This window comes from Lentzea alba (assembly GCF_011067745.1).
GTDB classification, from domain to species: Bacteria; Actinomycetota; Actinomycetes; order Mycobacteriales; family Pseudonocardiaceae; genus Lentzea; species Lentzea alba.
This window is the reverse complement of record NZ_JAAMPJ010000011.1, coordinates 317,137-338,990: the sequence shown is the minus strand read 5'-3', so window position 1 is coordinate 338,990 and position 21,854 is coordinate 317,137. Positions and strand designations below refer to the sequence as shown.

The window sequence follows — 21,854 nt, the reverse complement described above, 5'->3', positions numbered from 1 at the left end:
GCCTCCCGGCCTGGCCATGAACGGCGTTCTAAGCTCGCGGGCATGGATCTGAGCGCGTTCCCCCGAGTCGCACTGGGCAGCTGGCCGACCCCGCTGGACGACGCCCCGAGGCTCGCGGCCGCGCTCGGCAGCCCGCCGGTCCTGATCAAACGCGACGACGTCAACGGGCTCGGCGCGGGCGGCAACAAGCTGCGCAAGCTCGAGTTCCTGCTCGGCCAGGCGATCGAGCAGGGCGCGGACACGATCATCACGTTCGGCGCGCTGCAGACCAACCACGGGCGTCAGACCGCCGCCGCGTGCGCGAAGCTCGGGCTGCGGTGCGAGCTCGTGCTCACCGCCAAGGTGCCGATGAAGGGCGACGCGTACGAGAGGTCCGGCAACGTCGTGCTGGACCACATGTTCGGCGCCAACGTCCACACCTGCGCGGACGCCGACGAGACCGTGCAGGCGTACGAGAAGGTCAACCACGACAAGGCCGTGACGCTGCCCGTCGGCGGTTCGAACGGTCTGGGCACGCTCGGCTACGTCGCCGCCGCCGCGGAACTGGTGGGCCAGCTCCACGAGCGCGGCATCGACAACGCCACCATCGTCGTGCCGGACGGCAGCGGCGCCACGGCGGCCGGCCTCGCGCTCGGCACCGAACTGCTGGGCTGGCCCGGCAAGGTCCACGCCGCGAGCGTCTCCCACTCCGCGCAGGACGCCGAGCAGGAGCTCCGCACCCTCGCGACCGACGCCGCGGCCCTCCTCGGCCGACCGGAACCCGAACTCGGCCACGTCACCGTCACCGACGACACCATCGGACCGGGCTACGGCGTGCCGACGCCGGACATGTGGAGCGTGTTGAAGCTGTTCGCGGAAACCGAGGGCGTGATCCTGGACCCGGTCTACACGGGCAAGGCCGCGGTCAAGTTCCGCGAGCTCGCGCTGCACAGCGATGTGCCCGTGGTGTTCGTCCACACGGGTGGTCTCCCGGGCTTTTTCGGTTACGCACCGGAAGCCGTCGCCGAGTTCTGAGCGCGGTCACCCATCAACGCATCCTATCGATGCGTTTCCTCGGCGTGCCCGGCATGCATAGGTTGCCAATTGACCAAGTTTTGTCCATGATTTCCGGTCATTTGGACGGGCATAATCGCGCTCATGCACGACTACGTTTCAGCGCTGCCAATTTTTCACTCCACCGGCGCAATCCGCGAGAAATCCATGCCCACTGGAATCCTCTGACCTGCGGCAACACCTCTGATCAGCGGCGTAACAACTCAGCGTGCGCGCTCGATCGAAATACCGCGACCCGCCAGTGCACCATTCCACGAGCGTCAGTGGGTGAATTGAGCCATGCGTCTATCAGTGCTCGCCTCGACAGCGGTTGTCGCGCTGCTGGTGCCGTTACCGGCGGGCGTGGCACAACAGTCGGAACAAGAGCCCGTCATCACTCCCGCGAACATCGTCGTGCTCGTCGACGAGTCCAGCAGCATCAGCCCCGACGACATGCAACGGGAACGCGAAGCCGCCGCCGTCATCGCGCTCGGCGAGTTCGCGCCCGGTTCGACGGTGACGGTCGCGGGATTCGGCAGCAACAACGGACAGCCGGGGCAGAAGGCCGTCAACGAGGTGTGCTCGCCGAGCAAGGTGGCGACGGCGCAGGACCAGCAACGGCTCAGCGACTGCGTGAAGCAGCTGCACAGCCGCACGGCCGCCGAGGGCGACGGCACCGACCACGCGGCCGCCCTGCAGCAGGCGCTGAACCACCTCTCGGGCCGCAAGGACGGTGCCAAGCTGGTGTTCCTGCTGACCGACGGCAAGCTCAACGTGGAGGACAGCCCCGGCTACGCCCCGGACAACGTCGGCGACCAGCGCAACAAGATCGCGGCGGGGATCATCGACACGCTGCTGGTCAAAGCACGCGAGGAGCAGGTGCAGATCTGGCCGCTGGGATTCGGTGACGTCGACGGGACCCGGCTGGAACAGTTCGCGAAGAACGCCTACCAGGGCAAGTGCGGCGCCCGCTCCCCCACGCCGTCCGCGTCCATCGTCAATAGCAGCGCGGACGTGGAACAGGTGCTGCTCAAGGCTTTCGGGGCGGCGCGCTGCGCGGGCATCGGCGACGTCCAGCGCACCACGGTCGGCAGCGGCGGCAGCCAGACCGCCGAGGTGGTCATCCCGGTGATCGCGACCGACGGCTCGATCGTGGTGACCAAGCACGACTCGCGCATCTCGGTGTCCTATGTGGACCCCAACGGCACCACCGTGCCGAAGAACGGCACGCAGGGCGAGTCCACGTTCCAGGTGAGCGGCGAGAACGGGTCCGTCGAGGCGTTGCGGATCGTGAATCCGGTGCCGGGCAGGTGGAAGGTCCAGATCAGCTCGACGCCGGACGTGCCGGAGCAGGACGTCAGCACGGTCGTGATGTACCAGGGCGCGGTGCGGTCGACCATGATCGTCAACCCGCCGTCGCCGCGGGCCGGTCAGGAGGTCACGGTCGCGCTGAGCCTGCAGACGCGCACGCGTTCGATCACCGACCCGGCGGCGCTCAAGGAGCTGTCGTTCACCGCGGAGGCGGCCGGAACCGGCTTCACCACCCCGATCTCGCTCAACGACGAGGCCCGCGACGGCGACGACAAGAGCCAGGACGGCGTCTACACGGGCAAGGTCGTGGTGCCCGCCGAGGCCACGGGTTCGGTGAAGTTCTCCGGAACGATCGCCGGCGTCGGCATCAGCGGTGACACCAGGACCGTCGAGGCACCGCTCGTGGCCGGTCCGCCCGCGCTGACGGCGGCGAGCACGTTCGGCAACTCCGACCGCACGGTCGCACCCGGTGGGTCGATGAAGGGCTCGGTCACCGTCACGAACAACTCGGGGCGGGCCCGCAAGGCGCGGATCATCGCGACCGATCCCGCGCCGGGCACGCTCGTGTCGATCCCCGGCGAGCAGACCGTGCTGTCGCTGCCGCCGTCGGGCACCAGCACGTTCGACTTCGACCTGCGCTTCGCCGACGACACCGTGCGGGGCCCGAACGCCGTCACGCTCAAGGTCGTCGACGACGAGAAGCCCGACGACGTCATCTACGAGTGGCGGCTCACCGCCAACGTCGAACAACCGCCGTCCCCGCTGATCTGGTTCGCGATCGGTGGCGCGGTCGTCGCCGCGGCCGCGCTCGCCGGGCTGGCCCTCCGGCGCCGGCGCCGGGACGTGCGCGGGCTCGTCGTCCACCTGTACGAGGGCCACCGGCCGCGCGGTGACCTGGCGGCGCCGGAACAGCCGTCGAGCGCGTTCCGGTTCACGCTCACCGAAGCGGCGCCCGGAGTTCCGCTGCTCACCCACTCGACCGGCGGCGACGACACCTACGTGCTGCGCCGGGTCGGTGGCCGGCTCCGGCTGATCACGCCCTACGGCGAGGACACCCGTTGCCACGTGGGCGATCTCGTCGACGTGACCCCGGCGCTCGCGATCAAGGTCCTGGACGAGCACGCGCCCCTCGGCCTCACCGACGAGCAGGACCCGCTCACCACCCCGTCACCGCGCGACTCAGGCCTGCTCTAGCGGCAGCGGAAGGACAACCATGCAGATCTACCAGCCCATGCTGTACGTCGGACTGGGCGGGACCGGCTGCCGGGTCGGTGCCGAACTGGAGCGCAGGCTGCGCGAGGAGCTGTGCGGACCGGACGGCCGGGAGCTCCAGCAACGCATGCAGGGCAAGAACTTCCTGCCCTACCAGCTGCCGTCGTGCCTGCAGTTCGTCTACGCCGACCTGAGCGAGGACGAGTTCGGCGCGCTGGAACGCCGGATCGTGCCCGACCCCGAGTACCTGCCCGCCGCCGAACGCACCATGCACCTCGTGCGGGAACTGGTGCCGCAGCACGACACCTACCCGGAGGTGGCCCGCAGTCTCCGGCTCGGTGCGGCGCGGTACGTGGACTCGTGGCTGCCACCGCCGCAGGGCGAGCCGCGGATCGGACCGCTCGCCCGCGGCGCCGGCCAGTTGCCGACGGTGGGCCGGGCCGCGTTGTTCGAGACCTTCCGGGGTGGCACGTCGGCCGCGCAGGCCCCGCTGGCCAAGGCGGTCGGTGAGATCAACAACTCGCTGGGCGAGCTCGCGATGCTCGGTGGCGGCAAGAGGTCGTTGTCGTGCGACGTGTTCGTGGCGTTCTCCGTCGCGGGCGGCACGGGCAGCGGCATCTTCTTCGACTTCCTGCACCTGATCGGCGACGTCTTCGCGCACCAGGACTACCGCGCCCGGATCTTCCCGCTCGTGCTGATGCCGTCGGCGTTCGACGAGGGCCTGGGCGGCGGCCGGGCGGCCCGGCTCAACGCGGGCCGGTCGCTGCTCGACCTGTTCCGGCTGGTCGACGACCAGAACGCCCAGGTCGCGGGCACCGAACTGGACAGCTCCGGCATCAACGGCACGCTGTCGGTGCGCTACCCGGACCGCGAGGAGATCCGGCTGCGGGCCTCGACGGTGCAGACCGCGTTCCTGTTCGGCAAGGGCGCCGGCGTGCAGCGCGAGGACCTGCACAGGTCGATCGTGTCGCTGGTGCTGTCGTTGATCGGCACGGACCTCGGCACCGAGGGCGACGGCGGCCGCAGCGCCGTCGCCCAGACCTACATGTCGTTCGCGGACAGCTTCATCAACAGCGCCGTCGAACGCGAGGTGCCCGCGCCGACCGGCATCGGAAACCGTGGTGTGTCAACGAGCTCCGTGGCGTCGATGACGGTGCCGGTCGACGACATCGCGGACATCGTGAGCACCCGGCTGCTCGCCGAGGCCGTGCTGGAGCTGGACGAACCGCCCACCGGGCAGGCCGAGAACAACGCCGGGCACATCGAGCGGTTCTTCACCGAGTCCAATTTGGACCCGTTGCGGCTGCGGGCACCGGTGCCGATCAGCGAGCCGGCGCCGGCGGTCGGCGCGGAGGCCGTCCAGCGGGCGCTCAACACCAGGGCCCGCACGATGGAGTCCGGTCTGCGCACGCTCGACCAGCAGCTGTCCCGGCAGATCCCCGAACTGGTGGCGACGTTCGACGCGAGCCGCGCGGTGCGGTCGCTGCTGGGCGAGATCGACCTGTTCCGGTTGCGGCGCGTGCTGAACGGGCACGATGGACTGCACGACCAGGCGAGCGAGATCGGGTTCGCGAAGCTGTTGGAGCAACGGCGCGGCGAACCCCAGGCGCCCGTCGGCATGACGCTGAACCCACCGGCGGCGGCGGGCATCAAGGGCAAGTTCCTGCGCAAGCTGCAGTGGTCCGATCCCGTGGTGCGGGCGGCGATCGCGCGTCAGGACCAGTGGTACGAGTGGCGGGCCAAGCGGGTCTGGCACGCCGCGTGGAACGACCAGGCGGTGCGCTGGGACCTCAAGCTCAAGGCGGTGCGCGGTCAGGTCGCCGGGCTGGTCGAGGCGTTCGAGGACCAGGCGCGGCAGAGCGAGCGGCGGTTCACGGCGCGGGCGCGCGAGCTGTACCAGCAGCGGGTCGGTGTCACGTACCTGTTGCCGCGCCAGGGTGATCTCGAACCGTTCTACCAGGCCGTGGTGCGCCGGTTCGTGGACTACTACGTGCACCAGGGCGGACGGCTGCGGCCGACCGCGACGCCCGGCGACCTCGTCACGGAGATCCTCGGCGACGAGGGCTGGCGGCACGCGTTCGACATGGTGCTCGACGGCCGTGGCGCGGGAATGGCCGTGGCGCACGTCAAGGACCGGGTGAAGCAGGCGGTGAAACGCCTGTTCTCCTACCGCGACGGGCAGCACCGGCCGTTGCTGCCCGCGTTGCAGGACCTGCTCGCGGCCGCGGCGGGCAAGCCGGGTGTGGCGGTCGGTGACGACGAGTTGCAGCAGTTCCGGGAGAAGCTCGCCGGGCTCGTGCCGGGCGGGTTCGCCCCGAGCGGCACCGGACGGCTGCGCATCCTGTTCTCCTATCCCGCGTCCGCCAAGGACTTCGAGCTGGAGAAGTTCCTGCAGCAGGAGGTGTCGCTGCCGCGCAGCGGGGCGGTGGTGGAGTTCCGGCCGATCGCGGCCGAGTCGATCGCCGTCGTGCTGTTCCGCAGCTCCATGGGGCTCACCGAGGTGCCCGAGGTCCGCGAGGTGCTCAAACACTGGTCGGACGCGCTGAAGAACGAGGAACAGCAGGACTTCCTGCGCTGGCGCCAACGGCTGGGCTACGACTTCGGTTATCTCGCCACGATTCCCGAGCACCGCGAACGCATCCTGCACCACCTGCTGTGCGCGGCCTGGAACGACCAGATCTCCGTGGTCGGCGACGAGGACTCTCCGTCGGCGATCGTCGTGCGGCTCGGCGACAACGCCCAGGCGACGATGCGGCTGGAGCTGCAGCCGTTCGGCCGGCTGTCCAGCTGGGCGAGCGTGTTGTCCGCGTACGAGGCGTGGGTGCTGACCGACGACGAACAGATCCGCCGCGACTTCTGCTCGAAGCTCATCGGCACGACCCCGATCGGCGTGGACCGCAGGCCGGACAAGCCCGCCCGGATCTACGACCGGATCGTCGAGATGGCCGCGGGCGAGCTCGACCGCGTCGACACCGAACTCGCCCGGCGCAGCAGCGAAAGCGGCTCACGGCGGCTGTTCGCGGTGCGCGAGTTCTGGGAGACGACGCTGCCGGGCGCGGTGCGGCTGCCGTTCCGCGGGGTCAACAACCCGTTGCAGGACAACCTGCACGACCTCCGCGAGTGGGTCGCCCGCGACCCGGAGTGGCTGCGGCCGTGAAGCGTTTCGAGACACCGGATCCGGTGATGACGCTGGACCTGCGCTCCACCGAGGGCCAGGTCTACGCGGAGAACCTGCGCCGCCGCGACGCGAGCGAGCTCGGGCCGTCGAGCCGGGTGCTGGTCGTCGACACCACGACCGGGGTGAGCGCGCACCACGACTGGTTCGCCCGCCTGGCCAGGCTGCCGCAGGTGACCTCGGTCGTGCTGGTCGCCGTCGGCGCGCTGGAGACGGGTGAGTCGGGGCCGATGCTGCGCACCCCGTCGGCGTTCACCGGCGTGGGCGTGACGCTGTGGGTGGGCGACGGTCCCGGCGTGCCGTGGGAGGGCGGATCGCAACGGCCCGGCGCCGGGCTCGGCACCGCGGGCTTGGACGACCTGCTGACGGCACTGCGGTTTCCGAGCGTGTTCGACCGCGTTTTCGAGACGATCAGCCACATGCCGCACCAGGCGGCGAACCCCGGTCTGGCGGTGGACTACGCGACGGTCGAGCCCGCGATGATGCGCGCGCTGCGGCTGCGGGCGTTGCGGCAGCTGGTCGCGACCGGTGTGACGGCCCGCCAGCACGACCGCGAGTCGGCCGAGCTGACCTCCGTGGTGCGCGGTGCGACCGGCGACGAGACGGCGACGCTGAAGCCCGGCTCGCCGCTGAGCGAAGCGACCAAGCTGGCGCAGGACCGGCTGGCCAAGGCTCGTAGGGCGGTGACCGCGCTGCGCGGCTGGGCCGGGCTGCTCGGCACCCGGCAGGCGCACCGGGTCGTGCTGAGCAGGCTGGCCGAGGCGGGCGAGGCGGTGACGCGGCACCAGCAGGTGGCGCGCCGCGTGTTGGAGGACGCCGACTCGAGCCTCGCCGAGGGGTACCCGCCGCCGACCGAGCTGGTCGAACAGGGCCTGCCGTCACCAGCGCCGGTGAACTCCGCCGAGCTCGCCGAGTCGTTGCGCAAGGCCATCACCACGGAGCTCGCGGGCGGACGGACGTTGCCCGGCCTCGCCGAGCAGGCCCGCGGCCTCGGCAACCAGCTCGGCGCCGCGCGCAGCCTCGCGGTCGTGGGCGGGCACACCGACGCCGAGGTGTGGACGCTCGCACCACCGCCGATGCGGCTGTGGCCCGCTCCGGTCGCCGGGTTGCTGCCGGTGGTGTTGCTGACGTGCCTGGTCGCCGCGTGGCTGCCGGGGATGGGCTGGTGGCCGGCGGCGGCGCTGGGCCTGACGTGGTTGCTGCTGCTGGGTTTGCTGACGTCGAGGGCGCCCGGCCGGCAGTCGGCCTGGCTACCGCTCGCCGGTGCCGGGACCGTCGCCGGCGAGATGGAGTTGGGCAGGACAGCCGGCGGACAGTCCGCCCGGCCGCCGGTCGCGGCGACCGGCGGGCTGGTGCGGGCGGGCAGGGCGCCTGGCCGGCAGTCCGCCTGGCTGCCGTTCGTGGCGACCGCCGGTGCCGCCGCGGCCGGGGCGGTGGCCGGCGGATTCGTGCCAGGGGTGGAGGTGAGCAGGCCGGTCGCCGGTGGCGTGCTGGGCCTGCTGGTCGTGGTGGCGGTGGCCGGCACGGTGATCGGGTGGAACCGCGCGGTGGATGCGTGGACCGCCGCGATTCCCCTGCGCCGCACCGCCGGCGCGCACCAACGCCTGGCCGACCAGGTCACCCGCCTGATCGAACACCGGTGGACGCCCGCCGACCGCACCCGCCGGCTCGCCGACGCGCTGCTGGTGGTGGCGGGCGGAATCGACGCGGTGGCCGAGGTCTTCGCCGACGTGATCAAGAACCGGCCGGACGACGACGGCGGGCAGCCGGTCAGCGGCGACAGCTCGGAGGGCCTCGCCGAGGTGCTGCACCGCGACCTGGTGGCGATCGCGCTGGAGGTGCTGCGGCCGTCGTTCGACGAGATCGCCTCCCGCATGCCGCTGTCCGGTGACTCGCACCGTTCCCTGTTGCGGGCCCAGGAACTCGTGTCCGACTACAACGACCACCTGGAACACGTCGGCCTGCGCGAGCTGCCGCCGTTCGTGACGGACGACGGCCCCCGGCGGCGGCTCGCGGCGACGCTGTGGCAGAGCTCGGCGGCGAGCCGGCGGGTGCTGCTGCTCACCGAACGCAGCCGGATGACCCAGCTCTGCGCGGCCGAGGACGTCCGGCGCCTGCAGGCGGACGGCGCCGTCGTCGTCCACTTCGCCTCCTCCGACATGGACCTGCCGCCGACCGACGGCGCCGAGGTGATCCGCACCAGGGGTGACGCGGTGGGCGCGATCAGGCTGACCCCGTTGCTGCGGCGCTACGTCGAGCGAGAGGTCCACGTGGCCGCCGAGCACGCCGAGACCCCGGAAGGAGACCTCCCGTGACCGACAGGCACTACGACCCGGTCGACGGCCGCGACCCGGCGGGCGGTCCCGCGTCCTGGCAGATCCACGTGGCCGGCCCCGCGCCGTTCCCCGGCTCGGTGCTCGTCGCCGAGCGGGTGAAGACCCACGACGGGCCGGAACTGGTGCGCAGGTCGTTGCCGCCGGTGAAACACCCGACCGACCGCGCGCGAGCGGAAACGCTGCTGGACAACGAGATCCGCGCGCTGACCCGGCTGCACGCCCGCTACCGCGCGCCGGTGCCGGAGCTGCCGTCGATCGTGGGCTACGACTTCGACTCCGCGACGCCGTTCGTGCTGATCGAACCGCCGAAGGGCCGGTTCCTCGACGGTAGCCGGACGTTGCTGATCGACGAGCGGCGCCGGTTCCTGATCGGCCTGTTCCGGGCGCTCGCGCAGCTCGCCGCGGTGGACCTGGTGCACGGGTCGGTCGAGCTGTCGTCGCTGTGCTGGGACGGTGGCACCGCCCAGCTGGTGAACCTGGAGCAGGCCGTCCGCACGGGCGAGCCGTCCCACGGCGGCGCTCCGGCCCACCCCGGTGACGACGTCCGCGCGGCGGGCCGGGTGGTGCACGAACTGTTCACCGGCAAGCGGATCGGACCCGCGGACACCCCGAACCTGTCCGGTGAACCCGAGGAGCTGGCGACGCTGCTGCGCGACGTGTTCGCCCCGAACCCCGGCGACCGTCCCACCGCGGTGGAGATGCTCGCCCGGCTCAACGACCGCGAACCGTTGCCACCGCCCGTGAACGTGCGGTCGGCCCTGCAACGCGGCTACGACCGGTTCGACGCCCTGCGCCCGCCGCACGCCGAACCCGGTGCCGCGCAACCACTTCTCCCCCCGACCCCGCCACGACGCCCCCTGCTGCGTCGTTTGTTCCCGCTCGCCGTCGGTTTCGCCATCGTGGCCGCCGCCACCCTCGTGACCCTGTTGGTGATGTGATGACCGCTCCCCCGGAACCCCAGCACGTCCTGTGCCCGATCTGCCTCGGCTTCTTCCCCTGGCGGGAAGACGAGTTGTACCGGCCGGAAACCGACCAGAACGTCGGTGGCCGGTGGGTGAAGGTCGATCTGGCCCACCTGAACAACCCGATCGTGCGCACGGACCGGCGCGGGAGTTGTTACGTCAAGTGCCCGAACCCCGGCCGGGAGCACCAGGAGCACTTCCTGCCGATCACCTACCGCGACCACGGCGAGCCGATCATCATCGGGCTGATCGGGTCCGGCAGGTCCGGCAAGACCCACCTGCTGGCCACGATGATCCACGCCGCGTTGCGCGGCGGCCTGCGCCATCACGGCCTCGACTTCGAGCCGGCGGACGAACTGCGGCACGAGAAGTTCGAGGCACAGGTCAAAGCGCTCATGCAGGGTGAGAAGCTCGGCGCCACCGAGGACCTCAAGCAGGACTTCACGACCTACCTGCTGGTGCGGACGCCGGGAGACCGGGCTCGGCCGGTGGTGTTCTTCGACGTCGCCGGTGAGGACTTCAACAACCCCGGCAAGCAGAAGCTCGGCGGCCAGTTCGTCCTGGCGGCCACCGCGCTCATGTTCGTCGACCAGCCGACGTCCGCGCTGCCGTCGCTGTTCGGGCTGCCCGACAACGAGCTCAACCCCGCGATCGACATCGCGCTGAAGCGGATCAAGCAGCGCCCCGGGTTCCGGGACCTGCCGGTCGCCGTGGTGCTGACCAAGGCCGACGAGATCCGGTACGCCGATCCCGTCGATCACTGGCTGCGCCGCGACGACACCCGTGCGCCGCTCGACGCCGCGCCGTTCCGGGCCGAGAGCCGGGACCTCTACGCGTTCCTCGACCAGCACGGCGCGCCCCAACTGTTGAAGGCCTTCGAGACGTTCGCCAGGGGCACGCTGCACGCCGTGTCCGCCACCGGATCGCCGGTCGACGAGAACGGCCGCTACCCGCGAGGTGTCCGCCCCGCCCGCGTGCTGCAACCGTTGCTCGCCCTGCTCGCGATGATCGGGCTCGTCGAGCACCCCGCCGCCGCGGAGGTCGGCAGATGACCGGCCGGCTCGACCAGATGATCGTCGCGTTCACCGACGACGCGGGCATGGCGCCGGTGGCGTGGTCGTTCAGCGGCCGGGAAGCGCGGTTCGCGTGGCACGACAAGCTGCGCGAGCACGTGCGGCTGCTCAGCCAGCCGGATCGCGTGCCACCACCGGCCGCGGCGTTCAGCCACCTCGACTTCGGCGACGGAACGGCGGCGCTGGTGCGCCGGTCGGCCCGGCCGGCCGACAAAGGCCGTGGCGTGGCACACGCGCTCATCGGTTCCGGCGAGACCATCGCGCGGATGGCGCCGCAGCTGACGGCCTGGGACGGCTGGCAGGAGGCACGACCAGCCGGCGACCAGCTGGACGTGTTGGGGCCGCACGACTTCACCACTACGAACAGGTCGTCCGAAGTGGACCGCGAGATGCTGGTGTCGATCCTGGCCACGGTCCGGTCGTGGCAGAACGGCTCCTTCTCCGTCATCGGCGTGCCCGACGAGCTACGCCTGCCGGTCGTCTGGCGGATCCGCGAGGTGCTGCCGGACCAGGTGTGGACGTTCTCCACCTACGAACAGGACGACGCTCCCCGGCGGTTCCTGCCGCGGCTCGTCTTCCTCTCCGAACCGCCCGGCAACTTCCTCGGTCCCGAGTCCGGCCGCGTGCGGACGAACGTCGCCATCGAGCTGAGCCCCCAGCACAACGCCTACCAACAGGCGGAAGCACTGCTGGACGGCGACCGGCAGCAGAGCGACAACGACCGGCCCGCACCGGACGAGCAACCGACGATGGTCATCGGACCGGTGGCCACCCCGGTCCCGCCACCGCCGCCACCCGTCGCCGAAGACGAGTGGGACCGCGTCCTGCACCACGAGGCACCGTTGCTGGACGGACTTTCCCGGCTCGCCGAACTCGTCCGCACCACGGACCGGATCGAGGTGCGCGAGCGCGGACTGGCGGCGATCGCCGATCCACGGGTGCACCCGGCACGCGTCAACTACCTCGCCGAACACCTGACCCCCTTCGACCGCGACGCCGTCGACCAGGCTCTCGGCCGCCGTTCGCGCGCTGACGTGCGGGTGTACGAACCGGCTGCCGTGACGGCACCGGCGCCTCCCGCCCGGCCGGAGATCGACGCGAAGCTGGTCGACGAGGTGAGGCACCGGCAGCAGCAGTGGTCGGAAACCGCGAGCCGGTCCAAGACGAAGGTCTTCCTCTACCGGCTGCTCGGGCTGGTCGCGCTGATCATGGGCGCGATCGGCGCCGTGCTGGCCTCCCAGCTCGCGCCGGTCGACCAGGCCTGGATGATCGTCGTGGGCGTGACCACGGCGGCGGTCGTCTCGATCGGCACCTGGTTGCGCACCTCGAAGGAGCCGAGGGAACGGCAACGGTGGGCGGACGCGCGCCGGTCGTCCGAGGAGATCACCTCCGAACTGTGCACGTACCTCGTCGGCGCCGGCCGGTACCGCACGTCCAACGCCGCCCAGCTGCTGAAGAAGCTGCTCATCACCCACGAGGGGGTCAGCGGGCCGGTCCGGCGCCGGGAGCACCCGCCGAAGATCCACGACCTGGACAGCTACGTCAGGGTCCGCGTCACCGGGCAGATCGACTACCACCAGTCCAAAGCGGACAGGTACGAGACCGGGCTGGAGATCGCGAAGGTCGTCGAGGTCGGGTTCGGGTTCATGGCGGCGATGTTGTCGCTGCTGGCACCGCTGTGGGGTCAGGACATCGCGGTGTGGGCCGGGGTGTGCACCGCCATCGCGGGCATCGTCGCCGCGCACGTCACGCAGATCGGTTACCAACGGCTGTGCGCCCGGTATCGCAGGACGGCGAAGGAGTTGCGGCGGTTGCTCAAGGAGCTGCCGGACGACCCCGATCACGCGGCCGGCGACGCGTTCGTCGCGGCCTGCGAACGAGTGCTGGTCGAGCAGAACGACGACTGGCACGCGCACCTCACCCCGTTGGCGGGAAAGGAGCAACCGTGACGGACTACCTGTGGGACGTCTTCGTCAGCCACAGCACCTCGTCCGCGCCGGACGGCACCGCGTCGCGGCTGCTGGACGAGCTGATCGCCCGGTTCCCGATCGAGTCGTGCCGGATCCAGGCCGACCGGAACTTCCTGCACGAGGGCACGCGGTGGGAGGAGGGCATCCGCCGGGCGATCAACGACAGCCACCTCGGCGTCGTCCTGATCGACGAGAACGCCCTGCGCAGCAAGTGGGTGCGCCGCGAGGTCCAGCAGATGCTCGACCAGCCCGACGACAAGCACTACCGGATCATCCCCATCCTCGTCGGGATCGACACCGCACGGGTCAAACGGGCACGGCACCGAGTGTTCACGCAACTCGTGAACACGTTGCAGGCGCAGATGGTCACGGCCGACGGCGTCGACGAGGCGGTGCGCCGGCTCGTCGAACTGCTGCGGCTCGACGTGCTCGGCGGCATCGACGAGGGTGAGATGTCGCTGGTGAAGCGGATGACGGAGTACCTGCCGGAGGACCAGGTCAAGCTCGCGAAGATGTACCGCAAGCTCAAGGACCAGCCGAAGCCGCCACCGCTGCTGCCCAAGGAGGAGCTCTCCTTCCGCATCCTCCGGTCCAAGTTGGACAGACCCGTCACGGACCTGATCGTCGACTCCAAACACCACTTCCTCACCAAGGTGAGCGACGACGGGCGAGAGATGTTCGCCAAGATGCTGTCGTCCAGCTGGATCGACCTCGAGGTGGCGAACAGAGCGGTCGAGGAGCATCCCGACGCACCGCACAGCCGCCGCCACGTCTGCGTGCTCAGCACGAGCATCGGGGTGGAGACGGGCGTTCAACTCGTCCGCCGGGCGACGCACTGGGACGAGGTGCAGGTCGAGGTGAAGACGGGCGGAGACGTGCCGGTCGGCGAGTTCGGGGAGGAGAGAAAGCTGTCCCTGCTCGACCAGTACGAGTGGTTCGACTACCAGGACAACTACCTCGTGCTGAAGGAGGGCATCAGCCCCGGCTCACGGCTGAATCTCGTGCTCGCCGCGCGGGACGCGTGGCCGAACGTCATGGTGGTGCTGGTGATCGGGCCGGACACCGATCTCACCCCGGAGGACTTCGCCAAGCACCTCGGCGAGAACTACTGCCACACCGTTGTGGCGCAACAGGACGAGCGTTCCGCGCAACTCGCGATGGAACGCATCCGCACGCACCTCGGGGTGGGAAGGCAGGCGTCATGAGCATCGGGACCGGGGCGACCCAGATCGCCGAGCACGGCCGCAAGTACGTCCGGTCCGAGGACCTGAGTCTCGCCGTGCGGGTGGCGCGCGCGACGAACCGGCCACTGCTGTTGTTCGGCGCTCCGGGTTCGGGGAAGTCGAGCCTGGCCAAGAACATCGCGTTCGACTACGACCTGCGCTACTACGAGCACGTCGTCACCGCCCGCACCACGGCGCGGGATCTGCTGTGGTCGTTCGACAGCGTCCGCAGGCTCGGCGACGCCCAGGTGCGCCGGGAAGGCGTGCGGGACGACGACTACGTCACGCCGGGCGTGCTGTGGTGGGCCTTCGACCGGACGGACGCGTTGAGTCTGCCCCGGCCCACGGAGCCGTACCAGGACTGGAACTCGGTGCAGAAGCGGCGCGACCGCAGCGCCGTCGTGCTGATCGACGAGATCGACAAGGCCGACCCGGACGTGCCGAACAGCCTGCTGGTCCCGTTGGCGGGCCGGCACTTCACCATCACGGACCTCAGCGACGCGAAGGTCGTGCAGGAGACGTCCGACCCGCCGTGCCTGATCATCATCACCTCCAACCAGGAACGGGAGCTGCCGCCCGCGTTCGTCCGGCGCTGCGTGGTGCACCAGGTGCGCGAACACGACGAGCAGGACCTGCGCAAGATCGCCGCGATGCACGTCGGCACCGAGGTGGACTACCCGCTGGACGACCTGATCAAGGCGCTGGAGAAGGCACGGGCGAAGGCCGACACCGACCGGCGCCGGCGGCCGAGCACCGCCGAGTTCATCGACGCCATCAGGGCGTGCCTGGGCGTGGGGATCACCTCGGCCGGTCACGCGGAGCTGACACCCGTCCTCAAGATGATCTTCAACAAGGAGACCGGGAGCGACTCGGCGCAGAGGTCGTTGTGACGCCCGCGACGTGGCTCGGGGACGTGGTGCGCGCGGTCGCCGCCGAGACACCGCCGGGCACCACCCCCGATCCCGAGCTGGTGCGCCAGATCGCGCGCATGCTCGGCGTGGACCTCGACCCCCACCGCCGGGCCGAGATCGAGGAACCTGAGCCCGTTTTCGCGCCGACGCGGCTGCACGCCACCGAGGTGGCCGAACAGCCATGGCACGAGCAGCCTGCCACCACCGCGGAACGCGTGGTCCGCAGCAGCCGCGCGACCGGTGAGCCGGAGGCACGCGAGCAGGGCCCGATGGTCGGCCTGCAGGAGTCGTGGACGGAGAGGCCCGACCAGCCGTGGACCACCGACGCCGTGCCCGATCTCCCGCGGATCACCGAGAAGCAGCTGATCGCGGACCCTCCGCACGAACCGTTGCTGCGGCGCGCGACCACGTCCGCCGTCGTGCAGGCGTTGCTGTCGCGGCACGCGCCGGACAGCGAGATCGACGTGCCCGCGCTGGTCGAGCAGACGGCGTCGGCCCGGGCGGTGCGCGAGCTGCCGCGGCTGCCCCGGCCGACGCTGCGGTTCGGGGCGCACGTGCTGGTCGACCAGTCCGAGGGCATGTCGTTGTTCCGGCGCGACCAGCAGACGCTCCTCGGCGCGATCCGCGGCGTCGTCGGCGAGGCGCTGACCGGGGTGAGCGTGCTGGACGGCTCACCGCGCCGGATGCGCCGCGGCCACCGGGATCCCGAGCCGGGACGCGCGGTGCTCGTGCTCGCCGGTTTCGGCATCCGCTGGGGCCGGGTGGAACGCAACGCGTGGGAGAACTACGTCTGCCGGCTGCGGCAGCGGGAGTGCCGGGTGGTGGCCCTGGTGCCGTTCCCGCGGGACCGGTGGCCCGGCTGGCTGACCGCGCTGATGCCGGTCGTCTGCTGGGATCGCGGGACCACGGTCGGGGTGGTGCGGGCGGCGCTGGGGAAGGCGTCGTGATCCGCGAACGGCTGCGGGCCGAGCTGTCCCGCGAGCGGCCGCGGCCGGACGTGCTGCTGGCCGTCGCGCTGAGCACCGCGACCCGGATCGAGGCGGAGCTGGTCCGCGAGGTCAGGCTGGCCGTGCTGCCGCACCTCGACGTCGGCGCGGAGTCCGACTTCTGGTTCAGCGAGTGGGTCGGGGCCCGGCAACGGCAGGTCGTGGCGTTGCGGCCGGACCTGCTCGAACCCCTGCGCGCTCGGCTCGACCTGTTCGACGCGCGGGCGTTGGCCGCGTTGCGGGCGGCCGTCGAACGCGTGCACGTCAACCTCTCCCCCGCGCTGGCGCTGGAGGAACAGGTCACGTGGCTCGCCTGCACCGGCGGGGAGAAGGGACTGTCGCAGGCGCAGGCGTTGCTGCGCAGCGCTTCCAAGGCGATCACGGTCGAGCTGCGCGACGGCGTGGCCGGCTGGGTGATCGACGCGATGTCCCGGCTGCCCGCGCCGGTGTTGCACAGCAACGACGGCTGGCACCTCGTGCTGAACGCGCGGAAGCTGCGGTCGGACGACATCTCGGCCGAGCCGAAGGGCATGGACCGCAAGGTCATCGAGGAGATCCTCGTCCCGGTCGCGCACGGCGGCGCCGACACGACCATGCGCCGGATCATCGGGGTGCGCTGGGACGACGGCGTGCTGGTGCTCGGCGAGGGTGTCGAGGGCGGCATCACGATCAAGCTGCCGCACCACGTGCCGCCGTTCGTCGAAGTGTTCGACAACGGCAGCGAACGGTCGCGGTGGCTGTCCCTGCGCAAGATCACCCACTACCGGCCGAAGCGCCCCGGCGCGGTCCGGCTGCGCACGCTCGACGGGCGGGTGTTCGAGATCCCCGAGGCGATCGGCGGCGCCGTGCACGCGTCACCGGTGCTCGTCCAGGTCGAGGGCGCCCAGGGCGAACCCGCCCGGTTCTGGTTGCAGCCGGTGCGGTTCGAGACCGGTGGCCGGGCGCGGCAGGGGCAGCCCGTGGCGTTGCTGATGAAGGTGCTCGACACCATCCCGGTCGACCCGAACGCGCTGACCAGGCTGCACAAGTGGCTCGCGCGGGACACCCGGTCGGCGATCCGGCTGCTGCACGGGTGGACCGAGGAGCACCGGATCCGGCTGGCCACCCAGATCGCTGCGGAGAGCGAGCAACACGGCTGGCACGTCTACCGCGGCCGGCAGGACCCGGCCGCCGCACAGTGGTTGCGGGCCGACAAGCCGCAGCCGGGCAGCAGCGGCGTCCTGCTCGTGGTGGACCGCGCGGACTCGTGGCACCCGCAGCACCTGCTGGGCATGCTCAGCGCGTTGCTGGACGACGACACACCGACCCGCGTGCTGCTGCTCTCGCCCGACGCCGGGCACTGGTGGAACGCGATCACCCGCTCGTTCGAAGCGTCCGGAGTGGACCTGGGCGTGCAGAAGCTGTTGCCGGAACAGCCTCATCGCGCCTCGGCCGACCTGTTCGCGGCGATCGTCGACGTCGTGGCGGACGCGGCGGGCGAGGACCTGTCGTCGTTGCGCGCCCGCGACCGGGGTCGTGCCGAGGACGCGGAGCTCACGGCGGTCGCGGCCGCGCTGGACGTGCTGAAGGGACCGGTGGGCAAGACCGGTGCCGCGAAAGCGGTGCTGCGCCACGAACATCTCCACCGCGAGCAACGCGAGTCCGCGCACGCCGTCCAGCTCGCGGCACTCGTCCTGCTCGCCACGCTGCTGCGGCCGTTGCACGTCGGCGTGGCCAGGGAACTGAGCCTCCACTTCGGACTGATCGACTCCGAGGACGACTGGCGGCCGTTGCTCGCCGCCTACGAACGCCTCTACCCGCTCGACCAGGACGCGCTCGACCCGCTCGGCCGCTGCCAGCTCGCGGACCACCTGCTCGCGGGCGTGCTGGTCGACCGCGACGCGGACCTCGGCGTCGACCCCGGATGGGCGCTGGGGCTGGTGAGCTCGATCGCGGCGGGCACGTTTCCCCGCGAGGACCCCGATGTCGCGAAGGCCGAGGCGCACGCGCTGACCGCGCTCGGCCACGCCGCGACGAGGTTCGCGAAGATCGCCACCGATCACCTCAAGCCGCTCGTGCGGGCCCGGCCGGGACTGCTGGCCGCGGCGGGCGCGCCCACGATCCTGTCGGTCGTCGGGCACGCCGACACCGACCTGCTCGACGTGATCAGCCACGCGTTGCGCGACGAACCGGACGTGCGTCTCGCCCCGGCGATCGCGGAGTTGGAAGACCTGCTGGTGCGGCGCAGGTTGCGCCAGGCCGACGCGGGTCCCGTCCGGGACGCGCCGTTGTTCCTGAGGCTGGCGCACAGCCAGGCCCGCGCGGGCCTGCCGGAAGCCGCGCTGGCGTCGGCCGAACGCGCGACGACCGAGTACCGCCGTCTCGTGCTGACCGAGCCGCGGGTGCACACGCCGAACCTGTGCGAGGCGTTGATCCTGCAGAGCGAACTGCTGGGCGAGCTCGACTTCCCGGCGCAGGCGCTGACCGTGGCCGAGGACGCCGAGACACGCCTGCGCAAGCTGCAGCTGCGGCAGTGGGCCCGCCCGAACGCGAATCTGGGCTCCGCGCTCGCGAACCTCGGCAGGCAGAAGGCCCGCGCCGGCAACGCGCCGAACGCGCTGCAGGACGTTCTGCAGGCCGTGCGGATCCTGCGCAGCCTCGCCGCCACCCAGTCCGCCGAGTACTCACCGGAACTGGCCGAGGCGCTCGTCAACCTCGCCGAACGCGCCGCGGAAGCACACCGCGCCGACCTCGCGCTGTCCGCCGCGCAGGAGGCGGTGGAACTGGCCGAGGAGCTCTACCGCAAGAACAAATGGGCGCACATCCACCGCTACGCCGCCGCACGTGCTTGCCTGGCCTCGCTGGTGTCCGACGCGTTGCCCCAGGTCGAACAGGCGGTGGAGCTCTACCGACGCGCCGCGCAGGCGTCGTCCGAACGGTTCGAGCCGCACCTCGCCGCCACCCTCGTGCAGTACGCGCGGGCAGCCCACCACGCCGGCCACCCGACCACCGCGATCAAGGCCCTGACCGAGGCCATCGCCCTGTGGGAGCGCCGGGAACGACCGGCCGAACTGGCCACCGCCGTCGCTCTGCGTGACCTGTGGGCCGATGAATCCGCGTGATCAGTACCCTGGAGTCGTGACCGACCTGGCCGACGACCTGAGCCTCCTTCGCGACCTCGAACGGCGGTTGCTCGTCTACAAGTTCGGGATCGAGGAGCTGATGACGAAGCTCCGGATCCTGAGCGAGGAGTTCGACTCGGTCCACCGGCACGACCCGATCGAGCACATCACGAGCCGGGTGAAGAAGCCGGAGGGCATCCTGGAGAAGCTGCGGCGCAAGGGCTTCCCGCTCGAGGTCGACCGGATCGGCGACCACCTGGACGACATCGCCGGTGTGCGCGTCATCTGCCCGTTCGTGTCCGATGTGTACCGGGTGTCGGCGATGCTCTCCCGCCAGCACGACGTGAAGATCCTGCGCACCAAGGACTACATCGCCTCCCCGAAGCCGAACGGGTACCGCAGCCTGCACCTGATCGTGCAGATCCCGGTGTTCCTGTCCGACCGGGTCGAGCACGTGAAGGTCGAGGTGCAGCTGCGCACCATCGCGATGGACTTCTGGGCCACGCTGGAGCACAAGCTGTTCTACAAGTACGACGACAGCCCGCCCGCCGACTTCGTGGACGAGCTGATGTCGTCGGCGATGATCGCCGCACAGTTGGACGACCGGATGGAATCGCTGCACCGGCGCATCCACCAAGAAGACGTGTGAAGAACGTCCTGCCGCTGTGCGCCGCGGGTTTCGTGACGGCGTTCGGCGCTCACAGCGTCGCCTCCAGCCTGGGTTTCCTCCAGACGAACCTGCTGGCGCTGGGCCTGATCCTGGCCGTGTACGACGGCGCCGAGATCATCCTCAAACCGGTGTTCGGTTCCCTGGCCGACCGAATCGGCCCCCGCCCGGTCCTGCTCGCGGGACTCGCGGCGTTCGCCGTCGCGAGCGCCGCGTTCGTGCTGATCGACAACGTGGCCGTCACCAGGTTCGGTCAAGGTGTCGCCGCGGCGGCGTTCTCACCGGCCGCCGGCGCGATGGTCGCCCGCCTGACCCCGGAAGACGCCCGCGGCAAGGCGTTCGGGCGGTACGGCGCGTGGAAGGGCATCGGCTACACCGCCGGCCCGCTGCTCGGCGGCCTGCTGATCCACTTCGGCAGCTTCGACGCCCTGTTCCTCACGATGGCCGCACTGGCAGTGGCGGTCGCGGTCTGGGCGGCCGCGGCGGTGCCACCCCTACCACCCCTGCCCCGCCACCGGCAGACCGTCAAGGACCTGGCGAAACGCCTGTCCCACAGCGACTTCCTCAGGCCGACGGCGGCACTCGCGGCGTCCACGGCGGCACTGGCCACCGGAGTCGGTTTCCTGCCGGTGAAAGCCGCCGAGCACGGCCCGATCGTCACCGGCGCCGTCGTGAGCCTCCTCGCGATCACCGCCGCACTCGTGCAACCACGCGTCGGCAAGGCCTTGGACGCCGGACGCATCGCCACCCGCCGCGGCACCCGAGCCGGCATCCTCACCGCGGCAGCGGGTTTCGTCGCCGCCGCAGCGATCCCCGGACTCGCCGGCGCTCTCGTCGCGGCCGTTCTGATCGGTGCCGGTTCGGGAGCCGTGACCCCGCTGGCGTTCACGGCGCTCGCCAAGTCCACACCGGACGAACGGATGGGCCAGACGATGGGCAGCGCCGAGGTGGGCCGCGAACTCGGCGACGCGGGCGGCCCGCTCGTCACGGGCGGGCTCGCCGCGGTCGCCTCGCTGCCGGTCGGCCTGCTCGGGCTGGCCGTCGTGATCGCGCTTACGGCTTGGTGATCTCCAACTGGAGCTCGGTGGTCCACTCGGCGGGGTCCCCGTGGCCGTAGTTCAGGTAGACCTCGCGGGCGAACCCGTTCTGCCGGTAGCCGTTGGCCTCGACCCACGACGCGACGGCCTGGTAGGTGGCGTCGACGTCGTCCATCGGCCCCCGATGCACCACGGTCGCGGCGGAGGCCAGGGCCGGCAGGTCCACGACCTCGAACTCGAACGCGGCGGCCGGCTCGACCGACACCGTCATCCCGGCGTGCACGACCACGGCGTCACCCTCGGCGGGTTCGTAGGTGGCGATCCCGTACCCGGTGATGGGCACCCCGGCGCGGTCGAGCCGCGCCATCAGCTCCGGGTACAGCGGTTGGATGACCGGACCGATGTCCTCGGGCCCGTAGGACGCGGCGGTCGCGGTCAAACGGGCGACCCGGGTGGCGGGAACGGGTTTCACAACAACGTCGTCGGTGGGCATGGCGCCTTCCCTTTCAATGGCGCGGAGACGTGCTTCCACCCGCCGCAAACGCGACTCGTCCGCAAGAATCTGCTGCCGCAGCTCCGCGCGCCGCAACGAAAGCATTCCGTGCAGCTGCTCGACGGAAAGCTTGTCGTCGAGCACGATTCGCACCTGGTCGAGCGTGAGACCGAGATCTTTCAACGCGACCAGCCGGTTGAGTCGCTGCAGCTGGGCCGCGGTGTAGAAGCGGTAGCCGGACGACGGATCGACGTGGGCCGGCGGGAGCAGACCCACCACGTCGTAATGGCGCAGCATCCGCACCGACACACGCCCCAGACGGGCGAAGTCTCCGATGGTGAACATGACTGCTCCTGTGTAGGGGC

14 protein-coding genes are annotated in these 21,854 nt (G+C 71.0%); 13 read left to right on the top strand and 1 reads right to left on the bottom strand.

Annotation, left to right across the window (positions count from 1 at the left end; genetic code table 11):
- The first annotated feature begins 42 nt into the window (after nt 1-42).
- The 13 genes from G7043_RS34660 (at nt 43) to G7043_RS34600 (ending at nt 21,026) form a co-directional block, all read left to right on the top strand.
- Nucleotides 43-1,014, top strand: coding sequence for a D-cysteine desulfhydrase family protein (locus G7043_RS34660; protein ID WP_166052867.1), 972 nt, complete (start codon nt 43-45; stop codon nt 1,012-1,014).
- 318 nt (nt 1,015-1,332) lie between these two features.
- Entirely contained in the window at nt 1,333-3,537 is a 2,205-nt protein-coding gene (locus G7043_RS34655) for a vWA domain-containing protein (protein WP_166052866.1), read from the top strand.
- A gap of 19 nt (nt 3,538-3,556) precedes the next feature.
- Nucleotides 3,557-6,712: a tubulin-like doman-containing protein gene (locus G7043_RS34650; protein ID WP_166052865.1), complete on the top strand. Its 3,156-nt coding sequence runs from the start codon at nt 3,557-3,559 to the stop codon at nt 6,710-6,712.
- Nucleotides 6,709-9,045: a hypothetical protein gene (locus G7043_RS34645; protein WP_166052864.1), complete on the top strand. Its 2,337-nt coding sequence runs from the start codon at nt 6,709-6,711 to the stop codon at nt 9,043-9,045. Before G7043_RS34650 ends, G7043_RS34645 begins: the two co-directional genes overlap by 4 nt.
- On the top strand, nt 9,042-10,004 hold the full coding sequence (locus G7043_RS34640; protein WP_166052863.1) for a hypothetical protein: 963 nt from the start codon (nt 9,042-9,044) through the stop codon (nt 10,002-10,004). Before G7043_RS34645 ends, G7043_RS34640 begins: the two co-directional genes overlap by 4 nt.
- Nucleotides 10,004-11,080: a TRAFAC clade GTPase domain-containing protein gene (locus G7043_RS34635; RefSeq protein ID WP_166052862.1), complete on the top strand. Its 1,077-nt coding sequence runs from the start codon at nt 10,004-10,006 to the stop codon at nt 11,078-11,080. Before G7043_RS34640 ends, G7043_RS34635 begins: the two co-directional genes overlap by 1 nt.
- Nucleotides 11,077-13,050 carry a DUF4231 domain-containing protein gene (locus G7043_RS34630; RefSeq protein WP_166052861.1) on the top strand — a complete coding sequence of 658 codons (1,974 nt, stop codon included), beginning with the start codon at nt 11,077-11,079 and terminating at the stop codon, nt 13,048-13,050. The genes G7043_RS34635 and G7043_RS34630 overlap by 4 nt, the downstream gene beginning before the upstream one ends.
- Nucleotides 13,047-14,276 (top strand): toll/interleukin-1 receptor domain-containing protein, encoded by a 1,230-nt coding sequence (locus tag G7043_RS34625; protein ID WP_166052860.1) that lies wholly within the window; start codon nt 13,047-13,049, stop codon nt 14,274-14,276. Before G7043_RS34630 ends, G7043_RS34625 begins: the two co-directional genes overlap by 4 nt.
- Nucleotides 14,273-15,184: an AAA family ATPase gene (locus tag G7043_RS34620; protein ID WP_166052859.1), complete on the top strand. Its 912-nt coding sequence runs from the start codon at nt 14,273-14,275 to the stop codon at nt 15,182-15,184. Before G7043_RS34625 ends, G7043_RS34620 begins: the two co-directional genes overlap by 4 nt.
- Nucleotides 15,181-16,152, top strand: coding sequence for a hypothetical protein (locus tag G7043_RS34615; protein WP_166052858.1), 972 nt, complete (start codon nt 15,181-15,183; stop codon nt 16,150-16,152). The genes G7043_RS34620 and G7043_RS34615 overlap by 4 nt, the downstream gene beginning before the upstream one ends.
- Nucleotides 16,149-19,292, top strand: coding sequence for a hypothetical protein (locus G7043_RS34610; RefSeq protein WP_166052857.1), 3,144 nt, complete (start codon nt 16,149-16,151; stop codon nt 19,290-19,292). Before G7043_RS34615 ends, G7043_RS34610 begins: the two co-directional genes overlap by 4 nt.
- Entirely contained in the window at nt 19,279-19,941 is a 663-nt protein-coding gene (locus tag G7043_RS34605; protein ID WP_166052856.1) for a GTP pyrophosphokinase, read from the top strand. The genes G7043_RS34610 and G7043_RS34605 overlap by 14 nt, the downstream gene beginning before the upstream one ends.
- Nucleotides 19,938-21,026 carry an MFS transporter gene (locus G7043_RS34600; RefSeq protein ID WP_313888217.1) on the top strand — a complete coding sequence of 363 codons (1,089 nt, stop codon included), beginning with the start codon at nt 19,938-19,940 and terminating at the stop codon, nt 21,024-21,026. The genes G7043_RS34605 and G7043_RS34600 overlap by 4 nt, the downstream gene beginning before the upstream one ends.
- Here G7043_RS34600 and G7043_RS34595 read toward each other — a convergent pair.
- The gene (locus tag G7043_RS34595; protein ID WP_166052855.1) at nt 21,013-21,834 is read right to left on the bottom strand and encodes a MerR family transcriptional regulator; all 822 of its coding nucleotides are present in this window, start codon (nt 21,832-21,834) and stop codon (nt 21,013-21,015) included. The two genes, G7043_RS34600 and G7043_RS34595, sit on opposite strands and share 14 nt — an antisense overlap.
- Nucleotides 21,835-21,854: the final 20 nt, after the last annotated feature.

What these genes read in the sequence shown, in the direction of transcription:
- G7043_RS34605 (WP_166052856.1), top strand. Translation starts at nt 19,279, where the DNA reads ATGAATCCGCGTGATCAGTACCCTGGAGTCGTGACCGACCTGGCCGAC.
- G7043_RS34595 (WP_166052855.1), bottom strand. Translation starts at nt 21,834, where the DNA reads ATGTTCACCATCGGAGACTTCGCCCGTCTGGGGCGTGTGTCGGTGCGG.
- G7043_RS34620 (WP_166052859.1), top strand. Translation starts at nt 14,273, where the DNA reads ATGAGCATCGGGACCGGGGCGACCCAGATCGCCGAGCACGGCCGCAAG.
- G7043_RS34630 (WP_166052861.1), top strand. Translation starts at nt 11,077, where the DNA reads ATGACCGGCCGGCTCGACCAGATGATCGTCGCGTTCACCGACGACGCG.
- G7043_RS34660 (WP_166052867.1), top strand. Translation starts at nt 43, where the DNA reads ATGGATCTGAGCGCGTTCCCCCGAGTCGCACTGGGCAGCTGGCCGACC.
- G7043_RS34635 (WP_166052862.1), top strand. Translation starts at nt 10,004, where the DNA reads ATGACCGCTCCCCCGGAACCCCAGCACGTCCTGTGCCCGATCTGCCTC.
- G7043_RS34650 (WP_166052865.1), top strand. Translation starts at nt 3,557, where the DNA reads ATGCAGATCTACCAGCCCATGCTGTACGTCGGACTGGGCGGGACCGGC.
- G7043_RS34655 (WP_166052866.1), top strand. Translation starts at nt 1,333, where the DNA reads ATGCGTCTATCAGTGCTCGCCTCGACAGCGGTTGTCGCGCTGCTGGTG.